Source organism: Streptomyces sp. NPDC050759, assembly GCF_044456945.1.
Taxonomy (GTDB): domain Bacteria; phylum Actinomycetota; class Actinomycetes; order Streptomycetales; family Streptomycetaceae; genus Streptomyces.
The window spans coordinates 38,365-50,397 of the sequence record NZ_JBITGI010000018.1; the positions used below are offsets into that span (position 1 = coordinate 38,365).

Sequence of the window (12,033 nt, forward strand, 5' to 3'; positions counted from 1 at the left end):
ACGCCCCACCCTCAAAGGATCCCCATGCGTATTCGCTTGTACCTCGCCGCGCTCTCGCTGGTCGGCGGAGCCGGTGTGGCCACCGTCTCGGCACCACAGGCATCCGCCGCGGCCTGCTCGGACATCGACGTCGTCGCCGCTCGCGGCACGTTCGAGCCGGGCAACCTCGGCCTGATCGTCGGTGACCCGGTGTACTCCGCTCTCCAGAAGAAACTCACGGGCAAGAATGTGAGCAGCTACAAGGTGAACTACCCCGCGGACCTTTCCCTCACCTCGGCCGCGCAGGGCAACAGGGACCTGGTGAACCACGTGAACAGCCAGGCGGCCGCCTGTCCGAATCAGCGTTTCGTTCTGGTCGGCTATTCGCAGGGCGCGAATGTCGTCGACAACTCCATCGGCATCAGCAGCGCCGGTGCGGTGGTCGGCAGTCCCATCGTGGCCACCATTCCCGCCGCGCTGGAGTCACGGGTGGCCGCGGTGCTGCTGTTCGGCAACCCGATCCGGGCGATCGGCAAGAGCGTCACCGGCACGTACCAGAGCCGCACCATCGACTTCTGTGCCAAGGGTGACCCCGTCTGCGAAGCGGGCGGCAACGACACGCTGGCGCACCTCGGTTACACGGCGAACGCCGACGCGGCGGCGACCTTCGCCGCGGGCAAGGTCTGAGCGACGGCGTAAGGAAGGGCCCGGGAGGAGTTTTCCTCCCGGGCCCTTCCCCATGCGGTCGGGCTATCGAGGTGTGCGGGCGAATTCCGTGAGGGCGGTGGACACCGGCTCGGGACGGCCGTTGTTCTGTACCGGCGCCGCGGTCAGCACGTCGAGGTGCTGGTAACCGTCCGCGATGACGGGGTGCAGGTCGGCCGGGGCCCGACCGGCGAGCAGTCCGTCGCCCGCGAGGACCGTGAGCGTCGGGTTGGCGGTGAGCCCGTCGGGGTGCATGACGAGCCGCTTCACCTGCGGGGAGGTGGCCAGTTCGATGTCGGTGACGAGTTTGGTCGGGAAGTACTGCTCCGTGAAGTCCAGCGGCTGCGCGGCCATGCTGCGCGCCAGCTCCTGGATGTCGGTGACCTCCTTGCCCGCGTTGGTGAACGGCGTCCCGTCCGAGGACCGGTACCCGGGGTCGTCCGGATCGCCGACCCGGTCGTAGGTGCGCCAGGTGTACAGCGGGCCGTGGGGCACGGCCGGGATGGCCTTGTACTCGGTGCCGAAGAGGCCCGGCTGCGACGAACTCCCGTTGGCCGCGGGGAAGTTCTTGTCGGTGATGGGCCCGCCGTCGAAGAAGCCCACGCTGCTCTGGAGGAACGCGAGCGGCACGGACTGGTCGTCCATCAGCGAACCGAGGATCGCCTGGTTGGTGAGCCGGAAGTCCTTCACCGCGGGTGAGCCGGTGAGGAAGGTGGCGGTGTCCTTGGAGAACAGGAAGCGGTTGGTGGCCTCGATGTTGGTGTTGGCCGGCAGGTAACTCGGCAGGTCGGCCTCGCCGCCCGGATCCTGCAGGGCACCCACGCCCGCGATGGCGAGCAGGGTCATGGTCTCGGGGTTGAGCAGGACGGGCGCCGACAGCGAGCGCGGGAGCAGTCCGCTGTCGAGTCCGGCCTGGACGACGCCGTAACCGAGGCCCACGTCCGGCAGGTTGGTGTCGTCCGGCATGCTGCCGCTCAGGTCGGCGAGCGAGGTGGAGACGGTCGTGTCGAGGGCGAAGTAGCCGGCGCACTGGTTGTGTCCGGCGTCGGCGGTGGTGGCGGGATTGCCGTCGAAGTCGGCGGCGGCGAAGTACCCGGTGATGACACCGCCGAGCGAGTGGCCGCCGCACAGCACCTTGTCCTTGCGGACGGCCTGGTCGGGCAACTCGGCGGCGAGCAGGGTGTATTCGTCGCGTACGGTCTGCTCGATGCCGAGCTTCGCCATCCACCCGAGCTTGTCGTTGCCGACGAACCCGGCGAAGGTGCGGCCCTCGACCTGTTTGCCGCGGTAGTAGTAGTCGACGGCCGTGTGCTGGTCGCCGGAGGCGATTCCGGTACGGTCCTCCAGGCAGTTGGAGCGCCGGTCCAGGGCCCAGAACTCGATGTGGCGGCCCTGCTCGGCGGCGCGGGTCACGGTGTTGCGGGCGACGCTGTCGAAGGCTCCGGCGCCCTCCAGGATGCCTGGCTGGGCGACCAGGATCCGGTCGGCGTCCGCCGAGGCGGCGGGGCCGTCGGCGGACCGGTAGCGCAGATACGACAGCCAGTCGCACGCCGCGGGCCGGGCGCCGAACGACGCGGGCAGGGGGGCTTTCACCCGCACCACGGTCTCGGTGACGCCGGCGCTCGTGGCCACGGCCGTCTCGGTTCTCGCGCTGTCTCCCTGGGCGTCCGGTGACGAGACGGTGAACGCCCCGGTGGTCAGCAGCACCGCCAGCGCTGCGGTGCGCCATCCGCTTCCTCTGCTGCGACTCGTTTTCATGCTGGGACCGTAGGGCGGCGCGGGCCACGCCCTCGGGAGTTGCTCACAAGAACGCAGGGCCCGGTGGACGCTTTGTCACCAGCCGCAGAGCGACCTCAGCCGTCGCGCAGGGTACGGCGTGGTGAGCGGTCGTAGGTGTGCCGGTACAGGGTCGCGAAGCGGCCCGGGTGGGAGAAGCCCCAGCGGGCGGCGATGTCGGTGACCGTGGCACCGTCCTCGGGGTCGGCGGCCACCAGCTCGGCGTGGGCGTGGGACAGGCGGACCCGGCGGACGTACGCGAGCGGGGTGCTGTCCAGGTGACGGCGGAAGGCGTACTGGAGCGCGCGGACGCTGATGTGGGCCGCCTGCGCGATCTGGGCGACGGTGAGGGGCCGGTCGGCGTGGTCGTCGATGTAGGCGAGGGCGCGGCGCAGGGCGGCGGGGTGGGCGTCCTGGCGGTCGGGGCCGGTGGGGTCGGTGGACGCGGTGTTGGGGAAGGTGGCCAGGACGGCCGCGGCCAGGTGCTGGGCGGCGGTGGAGGCCACCAGCGGCTCGTCGGCGACGGCGGCGTCCGCCAGGACGTGGTCCTGCACATAGCGGATGGTCGCCCGCAGCCGGTCGCCGGCTGCGGGGCTGACCGGTCGGTGCCCGGTGAGCCGGACCGGTTCCGGGCGCCTGGTGTCCGCGGTCGCCGCGACCTGGGTGAGCAGCTCCGGGTTCAGCATGGTGAAGTTGTAGCGGGCCGCGTGGACACGGCCCGCGTAGGACAGCTCGGGCGGGGCGAAGGACACCACATCGCCGGGGCCGAAGGAGTCCGAGACACCCTGGTAGACGTGGTCCTCGATGGTGCCCTCGTGGATCACGCACAGGCAGATCCGGCCCAGCGGGGTCACGGCGTAGCTCATGTCGAAGTCGAAGTCGACCTCGTCGACGCTGACCGAGTCGATGGCGCTGCGGTGGATCCGCGCCCGGCTGCTGTCCGGGCTGCCGTTGCCGATGCGCATCCTCGCGTAGGCATGGTTGAGGAACTCCTCGGTCCGGTCCAGATCGTCGCTGTCGAACGTCAGCGTCTCCATCGCGCCAGGTCCTCCCACTCTCCGCTCCTCATGCGCACCTACCCGCGAATGCCGCGATGCTGCCGGTCCCGTTTCGTTTTCTGTCCTGCCAGGTCACAGGGTGTGCGTCCGGTGACTCGTCACGGACGGGACCATCCGTCCAGGCTGGACGGGCGGCGGCCGCGGAAGTCGCCGGCGACAGAGGAGAGGGCGACAGGCTGTACATGACGCAACGCGAAGAGCTGGTCGAGAAGATCGAAGAGCTCCAGGAGGAAATCGCCCAGCTGCGGCAGGCCCTCGTCTCTCACGCCGTCGTGGATCAGGCGATCGGTGTCGTCCTCGCCCTCAGCGGTCTCCGTCCCGACCAGGGCTGGGAGGTCCTCAAGGCCGTGTCCCAGCGCACCAACACCAAGCTGCGGGACGTCGCCCAGCACGTCGTGCGCTGGCCCGAGCTGGGCAGCCTGCCGGCGGAGATCCGCCCAGCACTGCGCATCGCGCTGACCGAGGCGCGCGCGGCGCACGGAGGCCGGTCGTTGATACGGCAGTGGCAGGAGCAGCGGTGCAAGGCCTACGGCGGCGCCCCCTCCGGGAAATCCCCGTGACGAGCCGGGACACCTGTGCGTACCGTTGACCGTATGGAGATCAGCAGCTGTACCCACACCGCAGCCGCGCGAGCGACCAGCTCGCCGGCTGCCGACGCCTGACCTCCCCCACTCCCCGGCGGCCGGAAACGGACCGCCGGTGCAGGATCTCTGGTCGCCCTCTGTTCCCGCGGTCGTTTCCGGTCCCACGAGACCGAAGGACCACTGCCATGGACACGGACCGGACCGTACGCGTCTTCACCGACTTCTACCGCGAGCGCGGACACCACCTGATCACCGGCAGCACACTGCTGCCACCGCCCGGCGACCCGGTGCTCTTCACCACCTCGGGCATGCATCCGCTCACTCCCTACCTGGAGGGCCGCCCGCATCCCCGGGGCCGCCGTCTCGTCAATGTGCAGCGCTGTCTGCGCACCACCGATCTCGACGAGATCGGCGACTCCACCCACCTGACGGTGTTCGAGATGCTCGGCTCGTGGTCGCTCGGCGACTACGGCCACTCGCAGAGCCTGCGCTGGGGCCACGAGCTGCTCCGCGACGGTTTCGGCATCCCCCGGGAGAGACTCCACGTCACGGTCTTCGGTGGTGACGACCAGGTGGGCCCCGACCTCGAATCCCTGCGCACCTGGGAAGAGTTGGATGTGCCCGTAGAACTCACGGGGGAGGACAACTGGTGGTCCAACGGGCCCGTCGGCCCCTGCGGACCCGACTCGGAGATCTTCGTGTGGACCGGCGGCACCCCACCCCGGGGCACTCCCACCACGGACCCGCGGTGGGTGGAGATCTGGAACCACGTCGTCATGCGGTACCGCCGCCTGGAGGACGGCTCTCTGCAGCCTCTCGACCGTCCGAGCATCGACACGGGCATGGGGCTGGAGCGCCTGGTCACCATCCTGCAGGGCCATGACTCGGTCTACGACACCGACCTGTTCGAGCCATGGATGAGACTCCTGCCTCCCCTGTGGCGGCTCGACGAGCCGTCGCTGCGTCTGGTCTGCGACCATCTGCGCTCCGGTGTCGTCGTGATCGGTGACGGGGTACGGCCTTCCAACACCGGCCGCGGTTACGTCCTGCGCCGCGTCGTCCGCCGCCTGCTCACCACCCTGCGGCGCGACAACCCGTCCCGCACCCTCTCCGACCTTCCGGTGGAACTCCTCCAGCACACGCTGGACCACTTCCGGCAGACCTGCGGGACAGATTTCGTCCGTGACGTGCTGCTGGAGGAGGAACGCCGGTTCGACAGGCTGCTGGAGCGCGGTCGACGTCTGCTGTCCGGGCCGCGGTACCGGGGGCCGCTCAGCGAGGAGGACTACGAGTACCTCCACGACACCCACGGCCTGCCCCGCGACCTGGTTCTCAGCCTGCGCCGAGAGGGGTGACGGCTACTCCGTGCGCAGAGCCGTCGCCGTGCGGGACTTCGCCGCCCAGCCCGCCGGGAGCAGCGCGCCCAGCAGGGCGATGACGAGACCGGCCAGGCCCAGCAGAAGCAGCTGCGGGGTGTCGTAGACGTCAAGGACGGACCTGGGCAGGCCGGTGCCGGCCGCGTGTCCCATCACCGGGAGCACGAATCCGTGCAGGGCGTATCCGGCGGGGACGCCGACGAGACCGCCGAGCACGCCGATGCCGGCCACCGAGGCGAGGACGAGGCTCACGGTCTGCCGGGGCGACATGCCGAGCGCCTTGCACACGCCCAGGTCGTGGACGCGCTCCCGGGTGTCCAGGACGACGGAGTTGAGGACGCCGAGGCCCGCGACGGACACCAGCATCAGGGTGAGGAGCGCGGCCATCGTGTTCAGGATGAGCACGAAGTTGTCCTGCTCGGAAGGCGAGTTGGCCCGGGCGTCGGCGCCGAGGGGCTCGACCCGCGCGGCGAGCTTCTCGGCGTACGTGACCGCGGAGACGCCCGGTTTCACGTCGACGAGGAACACCTGCGGCCGGGTCGCGGGGAAGTCCGCGGCGCTCGCCTGGATCTCCAGCACGTCGTCCGAAGTTCCGAAGGCCTCGCCGACGATCCGCAGGACGGCCGTCTCCTTTCCGACGGTCACGCGTACGGTGTCGCCGATCTCGGTGCCGGTGGTCTCCAGGAACTGGCCGGGCACGACGACCTGGCCCGCGCCGGTGAGCCAGTGCCCGGAGATCATGGCGTAGCCGCCCCGCCGGGAGTCGCCCTGGTAGAGGGTCGCCCGGACGGTTCCGGAGACCCCGGCCACGGTGGCGTCCCGCTGGCCCATGCCGTAGTACGAGGCGGTGCCCGACTGTGCCTTGATGGCGGCGCTCACCTGCGCCGGGTCGGCCGGCTCGGGCTCCGGGGAGCCCGGTGCGGGGACGTGCTCGCCGCCCGCGACGGACGGACCGCCGGTGAAGACGGTGACCGCGGAACGGTTCTCGGGGTCCTGTATCGAGCTGACCTCGTTCAGCGAGGAGGTGAGGCCGACGGCGAAGGTCGCCGCGATCGTGCCGAACGCCACGGCGAGCAGCATCGCGAGGGTGCGGACCGGGTGCGCGAAGGGACTGGCGAGACCGTAGGTCACCGCCCTGGGCAGCGGCAGCCGTCCCGCCGCGCGGTGCGCCCACTGACCGCGTCCGGTGCGCGGGGCCCTGCCGACGGCGATGGCCTCGACCGTGCGCAGCCGCCCGGCCCGCAGCGCGGGGACGAAGGCCGCGATCCCGACCACCAGCAGCGCGCCGGCGGGCACCACCACGTCCACCCACCAGGCGACGGACAGGGTGGCGGTGCCGTACGCCTGCTCGGTGTCGTCGAGGAGTGGGACGGCCAGGAGATTGCCGAGGACGACTCCGAGCGCGATGCCCACCGTTGCCGGGATGAGCGCCTGGGCCACGTAGGCGCGGACGACTTCGCGCGGGGTGAAACCGATGGCCTTGAGGATGCCGATCCTGCGCAGGCTGGTGCCGACCGCGCCGCTGATGACGCTGCCGACGATGATCACGGACATGACGATGCCGAGGACCCCGAAGGCGACCAGGAACGGGATGGTCGGGGCGGCGCCCTGGTCGGCGGCGCGCTTGGTGTCGAGGTAGGACCGGGTGCCGAGTAGCGCACCGGACGGGACGGCGGCGAGGAGCTTCTTGCGGGCGGCGGCGATGTCGCCCTTCGAGCCCGCCGAGTCGAAGCGGTACAGCATCTGGCTGGTGACGGGGTGTTCCTCGGAGGCAAGGGCCCTGACTTGTGCGGGAGTTGACCACAGGTCGGCGGTCTTGCTGGCCGAGGTGGCGAAACCGACGACCGTGAGCGTCGTGTCGGAGACTGTCAGGGTGTCGCCCAGCTCGAAGGCGGGCCCCTGGTAGGAGGAGCTCAGCACGACCTCGCCCGGTTTCCTCACCCACCGGCCGGACGTGAGGTCCAGGTCGTCGACGTCCGCGTGCGGACCGGTGCGTCCGACCAGGGCCATGGCCGGGGGCCGATGGCCGGACGAGTCCGTCGCCTCGATGACCGTGGAGGGGTACGGCCCCGCGCTCGCGGTGACGTCGTCCAGCCGCCCGGTGGCCCCGAGCTGTTCGGCGGTCACCTTGGCCGGGTCGAACTCGGCGGTGAGGTGGGCGCCCTTCTGCGCGGCGAAGGCGTGGTCGAAGGGCGCGTTCGAGACGACCATGAGGGAACCGGCGACCACGGCGGCCGCCACGGCCATCATCGTGGCGATGGCGATGACGACGGTCTGCACGCGGCGCCGGCCCACTCCGGAGCGGACGACACGCAGGAGCGGTCCGGTCATCGCACGGCCTCCGCGCGCGAGTCGAGGGCGACATGGCCGTCGACCAAGTGGACGGTGCGGCTCGCGCAGGCCTCGGCCAGGGCCGGGTCGTGGGTGACGAGCACGATGGTCTGGCCGCCGCGGTGCAGGTCGACCAGCAGGTCCCTGACGTCCTGGCCCGAGGCGCTGTCGAGGGCGCCGGTCGGCTCGTCGGCCAGCAGCAGCGCGGGCCGGTTCACCAACGCCCGGGCGACGGCGACACGTTGGCGTTCGCCGCCGGAGAGGCGGCCCGGGTAGGCGCGGGCGTGTTTCTGGATGCCGAGAACCTCCATGAGCTCCCGCGCCCGGCCCTCCGTCTTACGCCGTGAGCCTCCGGCGAGCTGGGCGGGAAGCTGGATGTTGTCGAGGACGGTGAGGTCGTCGAGGAGGTTGAAGAACTGGAAGACCATGCCGATCCGTTCCCGGCGGAACCGGGCCAGGGCGTGCTCACCGAGCCGGTCCACCTGCTGCCCGGCGACGGTCACGGTTCCCTCGGTCGGCTTGTCGAGTCCCGCGACGAGGTTCAGCAGCGTGGACTTGCCGCTGCCGGAGGGACCGGTCACGGCGAGGGCCTCACCCTGGGCGACGGAGAGGTCGAGCGGTCCGAGCGCGGGTGCGCCGGCGTTGTCGTAGCGCTTGGCCACGCCCTTCAGTTCGATCACTGCGGTCATGGGAGGTGCCCGTCCTGTCGGTCGTCGGGTCGTGTCCTTGTCGGCGTGGCGAAGGTACGGGCGGGCGGGGTGCGGGCGCGTCGGCCGAGGCACCGACATACGGCCCTCCGCACGGAGGAGCCGGCCGGGGGTCATCCCTGCGAAGTACACCCATGGGAGGGCGGGTTGGTCGTCGAGACGGACGCGCGGCCGGGCACGGGACCGCAGAATGTGCTCATGGGGACGGAAGACCTGCACCGATGGCTACGGCAGGTGCGTGTCGCGCTGCGGCCGGAGGCGAAGGGCGCTGGGCTGTCACGGCGTTCTGTGTGCTTCGACGTGCTGCTGGCCGTGCTGCTGACGGTGGTCGCGCTGGTGGTGGCGTCGCGTTATCCCGGTGACGGGCCGGTACAGGTGTCGAAGATGGAGTTCGGGGCGCCGGTTCCGCCCCGGCCTCCCGTTCTGCCGGGCGGGCGGATCGAGCCGCTGTTCTCCTCACCGCCCTGGGGACTGATCGTGCTGTCGGCACTGCCGCTGGCGGCACGGCGGCGGTTTCCGCTGACCGTGTTCGCCGTGGTGCTCTGCGCGGGGCTGGCCATCGGCGACGACGCCTCCTGGATCAACGTGCTGACCTGCGTCATCGGCACCTACAGCGCGGTGATGCACAGCCGGCACCGGGCGGGCGCGATGGTCGGCCTCGTCGTCGCCGCAGTCCTTGCCGGCGTGGCCTTCCGGTCGACGCAGCCGGTGCTGCCCGGCTGGTCGAGTCCCGGGGTGGTGCTGCTGGTGGCCGGGGTGCTGGCCACCGTGGTCCGGTCGGGGCGACGGCGGCTTGCGGCCAGCCGCGACCGGTTCACGGCGCTGGAGCGGGCGCACGAGGAGACGACGCGCCGGGCCGTGGAGGAGGAACGGGCGCGGATCGCCGCCGAGTTGCACGACGTCGTGACCCACAATGTGAGCGTGATGGTCATCCAGGCGGGCGCCGCGCGCAAGGTCATGGACGCGGCCCCGGAGCGGTCCAAGGAGGCGCTGCTCGCCGTCGAGGCCGGGGGCCGGGCCGCGATGGCCGAACTCCGGCATGTGATGGGCCTGTTGGCGGCGCCGGACACCGGCCGCCCGGACTCCCCCGCCGACGGCCTCGAACCGCAGCCGGGGCTCGGGCAGTTGGACGCGCTGATCGACCGGGTGCGGGCCGCCGGGACACCGGTCGGGGTCGCGGTCTCGCTGCCCCCGGAACCGCTGCCGCCCGGCGTGGACCTCACGGCGTACCGGGTGGTCCAGGAGGCGCTGACCAACACCATCAAGCACGCGCCCGGCGCCGAGGCAGTCGTCACCGTCGGCTGGTCCGGTGACCGGCTGGAGATCGAGGTCACGGACACCGGCGGAGTCCGCGACGGGGTGCCCGCGGACGGGAACGGCCGCGGACTGATCGGTCTGCGGGAGCGCCTCGCGGTCTACGGCGGCGAACTGACGGCCGGCCCGCCCCTCGCCGGGGGCTTCCGGATCAGGGCGGAGGTGCCGTGGCGGACGGTGTGAGCGGCGACGGGTCGGCGGGGCGGGCAGCTTCGCACAGCGCATGGGCGCGGAGGGGCTGCGTTGACTGACGAAGTGAACGGTGTGACCGGTGTGACCGGCGTGAACGACCACAGGCTGCGGGCCGTCATCGCCGACGATCAGGCGCTCGTACGGACCGGGTTCGGGATGATCCTGAGCGCGGACGGCATCGAGGTGACGGCGGAGGCGGCGGACGGGGCGGAGGCGGTCGCCGCGGTCCGGCGCACCCGCCCCGACGTCGTCCTCATGGACATCCGGATGCCGGGCATGGACGGCATCGAGGCCACGCGGCGGATCCTCGCCGACGACACCGCGGGCGAGATCCGGGTGATCATCCTGACCACGTACGACCTCGACCACTACGTCTACGCCGCGCTCACCGCCGGGGCCAGCGGCTTCCTCCTCAAGGACGTCACGCCCGAGCATCTGGTGGCCGCGATACGGCTGGTGCGGTCCGGCGACGCCCTGCTGGCGCCCACGATCACCCGCCGTCTGATCGAGCGCTTCGCCCGGCGTGAGGAGGCCGCTCCCTCGGCCGGCCCACTCCGGGACCTGTCCGGGCTGACGCCACGTGAACTGGAGGTGCTGAGGCTGCTGGCGACGGGCCTCAGTAACGCCGAGCTGGCGGAGCGGCTGTTCCTCAGTCCGACGACGGTGAAGACACACATCGGCCGGATCCTGTCGAAGCTGGACCTGCGCGACCGCGTCCAGGCGGTGGTCCTCGCCTACGAGAGCGGGCTGATCACACCGGGCGGCACCGCGGACGGCGCCCTCCGCGACAGCTAGGACATCAGTCCTGCCGCGACCGTCGCCCCCAGCTCCCAGCACGCCTCGATGTCGGCCTTGGCCGGTTCGCCGGTGACGGTCACCGGGTCGGCCGCACCGCGCCAGCCGAGACCCGTCGTGATCGACTCGATGCCGCGCAGGGCTCCGGTGACGTCGTTGCCGCCGTGCACGTAGACGCCGAACGGACGGCCGCGCGTCTCGTCGAGGCAAGGGTAGTAGACCTGGTCGAAGAAGTGCTTGAGGGCTCCGGACATGTACCCGAGGTTGGCCGGGGTGCCCAGCAGGTAGCCGTCCGCCTCCAGCACGTCCGAGGCCGTGGCGGACAGGGCCGCGCGGCGTACGACACGGACGCCCTCGATCTCCGGCGCCGTCGCACCGGAGACGACGGCTTCGAACATCGCCTGGCAGTGGGGCGAGGGTGTGTGATGCACGATCAGCAGGATGGCCACGGTGGAACCCTGCCCGCCTCGGCCTTCGTCCGCAAGCCGTGCCGGGGTCGGGCACGGCCGGGCTACTATGCCCGGACACCGCGAGGGGGGAGCAGGTCGTGGCCGACAAAGGGCAGCCGGCAGCGGAGGTCTTCGACGCGCTGGGGCTGACGTACGAGAAGGCGTTCGCGCGTTCGGAGGCTCACCTGGCGTCCCTGGAGTGGCTGCTCGGGAGGCTCGGCCCCGGCAGCCGGATCCTGGACGTCGGCAGCGGAACCGGCCGCCCCACGGCGTCGACGCTGGTGGCCGCGGGTCACGAGGTGCTGGGCGTGGACGTCTCGCCCGTCATGGTCGAGCTGGCCGGCCGGCAGGTGCCGCAGGCCGTGTTCCGCCACGCGGACATCCGTGAACTGCCGCTGGAGGACGACTCGTTCGACGCAGTGTGCGTGTACTTCTCGCTGCTCCAGATGACCCGGGCGGAGCAGTCGGAGGTGCTGGGGCGGGTGGCGCGGCCCTGCGGCCGGGCGGGAGCCTGGTGTTCGCCACCGTGCCCGTGGACGTGGAGGATCTGGCGGTCGAGTTCATGGGCCAGCCCGTCCGGGCCACGAGTTTCGCCGCGGAGGACATGGTGGCCGTGGTGCGTGACGCGGGTCTGACTGTGGAGCACGAGCAGGCCGTGGAGTTCACCCCGGACCATCCCGAAGGCGCCACCGAACCGCATCTGTTCCTGTACTGCGGGCTTCCCGCGTAACGAGCGCGCCCGGCACGGGCCGGGCGCGCCCTTCGTC

The 12,033-nt window shown here is 71.4% G+C and carries 10 protein-coding genes and 1 pseudogene; 6 read left to right on the forward strand and 5 right to left on the reverse strand.

Going from position 1 to position 12,033, the window contains the following annotated elements; translation table 11 throughout:
- Window positions 1-24: 24 nt before the first annotated feature.
- Complete coding sequence (locus tag ACIBJB_RS38190; RefSeq protein WP_398937912.1) at window positions 25-666, forward strand: cutinase family protein; 642 nt, start codon at window positions 25-27, stop codon at window positions 664-666.
- 63 nt (window positions 667-729) lie between these two features.
- Here ACIBJB_RS38190 and ACIBJB_RS38195 read toward each other — a convergent pair whose 3' ends face one another.
- Window positions 730-2,442 carry a hypothetical protein gene (locus ACIBJB_RS38195; RefSeq protein ID WP_398937914.1) on the reverse strand — a complete coding sequence of 571 codons (1,713 nt, stop codon included), beginning with the start codon at window positions 2,440-2,442 and terminating at the stop codon, window positions 730-732.
- A 95-nt stretch (window positions 2,443-2,537) separates the two neighbouring features.
- Entirely contained in the window at window positions 2,538-3,497 is a 960-nt protein-coding gene (locus ACIBJB_RS38200; protein WP_398937916.1) for a helix-turn-helix transcriptional regulator, read from the reverse strand.
- 203 nt (window positions 3,498-3,700) lie between these two features.
- Here ACIBJB_RS38200 and ACIBJB_RS38205 point away from each other — a divergent pair, with 203 nt between their 5' ends.
- Together ACIBJB_RS38205 and ACIBJB_RS38210 are read left to right on the forward strand one after the other, a co-directional pair.
- Window positions 3,701-4,078, forward strand: coding sequence for an ANTAR domain-containing protein (locus ACIBJB_RS38205; protein ID WP_398937918.1), 378 nt, complete (start codon window positions 3,701-3,703; stop codon window positions 4,076-4,078).
- 209 nt (window positions 4,079-4,287) lie between these two features.
- The gene (locus ACIBJB_RS38210; protein WP_398937920.1) at window positions 4,288-5,457 is read left to right on the forward strand and encodes an alanine--tRNA ligase-related protein; all 1,170 of its coding nucleotides are present in this window, start codon (window positions 4,288-4,290) and stop codon (window positions 5,455-5,457) included.
- A 3-nt stretch (window positions 5,458-5,460) separates the two neighbouring features.
- Here the strand turns inward: ACIBJB_RS38210 and ACIBJB_RS38215 are convergent, their stop codons facing one another.
- Together ACIBJB_RS38215 and ACIBJB_RS38220 are read right to left on the reverse strand one after the other, a co-directional pair.
- Window positions 5,461-7,809: an ABC transporter permease gene (locus tag ACIBJB_RS38215; protein WP_398937922.1), complete on the reverse strand. Its 2,349-nt coding sequence runs from the start codon at window positions 7,807-7,809 to the stop codon at window positions 5,461-5,463.
- Window positions 7,806-8,498, reverse strand: a complete 693-nt coding sequence (locus ACIBJB_RS38220) for an ABC transporter ATP-binding protein (RefSeq protein ID WP_398937924.1) — start codon at window positions 8,496-8,498, stop codon at window positions 7,806-7,808. Before ACIBJB_RS38220 ends, ACIBJB_RS38215 begins: the two co-directional genes overlap by 4 nt.
- Before the next feature lie 216 nt (window positions 8,499-8,714).
- On the opposite strand from ACIBJB_RS38220, the gene ACIBJB_RS38225 reads away from it, so the two are divergent.
- The gene (locus tag ACIBJB_RS38225) at window positions 8,715-10,013 is read left to right on the forward strand and encodes a sensor histidine kinase (RefSeq protein WP_398937926.1); all 1,299 of its coding nucleotides are present in this window, start codon (window positions 8,715-8,717) and stop codon (window positions 10,011-10,013) included.
- 60 nt (window positions 10,014-10,073) lie between these two features.
- Window positions 10,074-10,817 carry a response regulator gene (locus ACIBJB_RS38230; protein WP_398937928.1) on the forward strand — a complete coding sequence of 248 codons (744 nt, stop codon included), beginning with the start codon at window positions 10,074-10,076 and terminating at the stop codon, window positions 10,815-10,817.
- On the opposite strand, the gene ACIBJB_RS38235 is transcribed toward ACIBJB_RS38230, so the two are convergent.
- Window positions 10,814-11,266 (reverse strand): flavodoxin family protein, encoded by a 453-nt coding sequence (locus ACIBJB_RS38235; protein ID WP_398937931.1) that lies wholly within the window; start codon window positions 11,264-11,266, stop codon window positions 10,814-10,816. The genes ACIBJB_RS38230 and ACIBJB_RS38235 overlap by 4 nt on opposite strands.
- 98 nt (window positions 11,267-11,364) lie before the next feature.
- Here ACIBJB_RS38235 and ACIBJB_RS38240 point away from each other — a divergent pair.
- Window positions 11,365-11,996: pseudogene (locus tag ACIBJB_RS38240) on the forward strand (class I SAM-dependent methyltransferase).
- The last annotated feature ends 37 nt before the right edge of the window (window positions 11,997-12,033 follow it).

What these genes read in the sequence shown, in the direction of transcription:
- ACIBJB_RS38190 (WP_398937912.1), top strand. Translation starts at nt 25, where the DNA reads ATGCGTATTCGCTTGTACCTCGCCGCGCTCTCGCTGGTCGGCGGAGCC.
- ACIBJB_RS38195 (WP_398937914.1), bottom strand. Translation starts at nt 2,442, where the DNA reads ATGAAAACGAGTCGCAGCAGAGGAAGCGGATGGCGCACCGCAGCGCTG.
- ACIBJB_RS38200 (WP_398937916.1), bottom strand. Translation starts at nt 3,497, where the DNA reads ATGGAGACGCTGACGTTCGACAGCGACGATCTGGACCGGACCGAGGAG.
- ACIBJB_RS38205 (WP_398937918.1), top strand. Translation starts at nt 3,701, where the DNA reads ATGACGCAACGCGAAGAGCTGGTCGAGAAGATCGAAGAGCTCCAGGAG.
- ACIBJB_RS38210 (WP_398937920.1), top strand. Translation starts at nt 4,288, where the DNA reads ATGGACACGGACCGGACCGTACGCGTCTTCACCGACTTCTACCGCGAG.
- ACIBJB_RS38215 (WP_398937922.1), bottom strand. Translation starts at nt 7,809, where the DNA reads ATGACCGGACCGCTCCTGCGTGTCGTCCGCTCCGGAGTGGGCCGGCGC.
- ACIBJB_RS38220 (WP_398937924.1), bottom strand. Translation starts at nt 8,498, where the DNA reads ATGACCGCAGTGATCGAACTGAAGGGCGTGGCCAAGCGCTACGACAAC.
- ACIBJB_RS38225 (WP_398937926.1), top strand. Translation starts at nt 8,715, where the DNA reads ATGGGGACGGAAGACCTGCACCGATGGCTACGGCAGGTGCGTGTCGCG.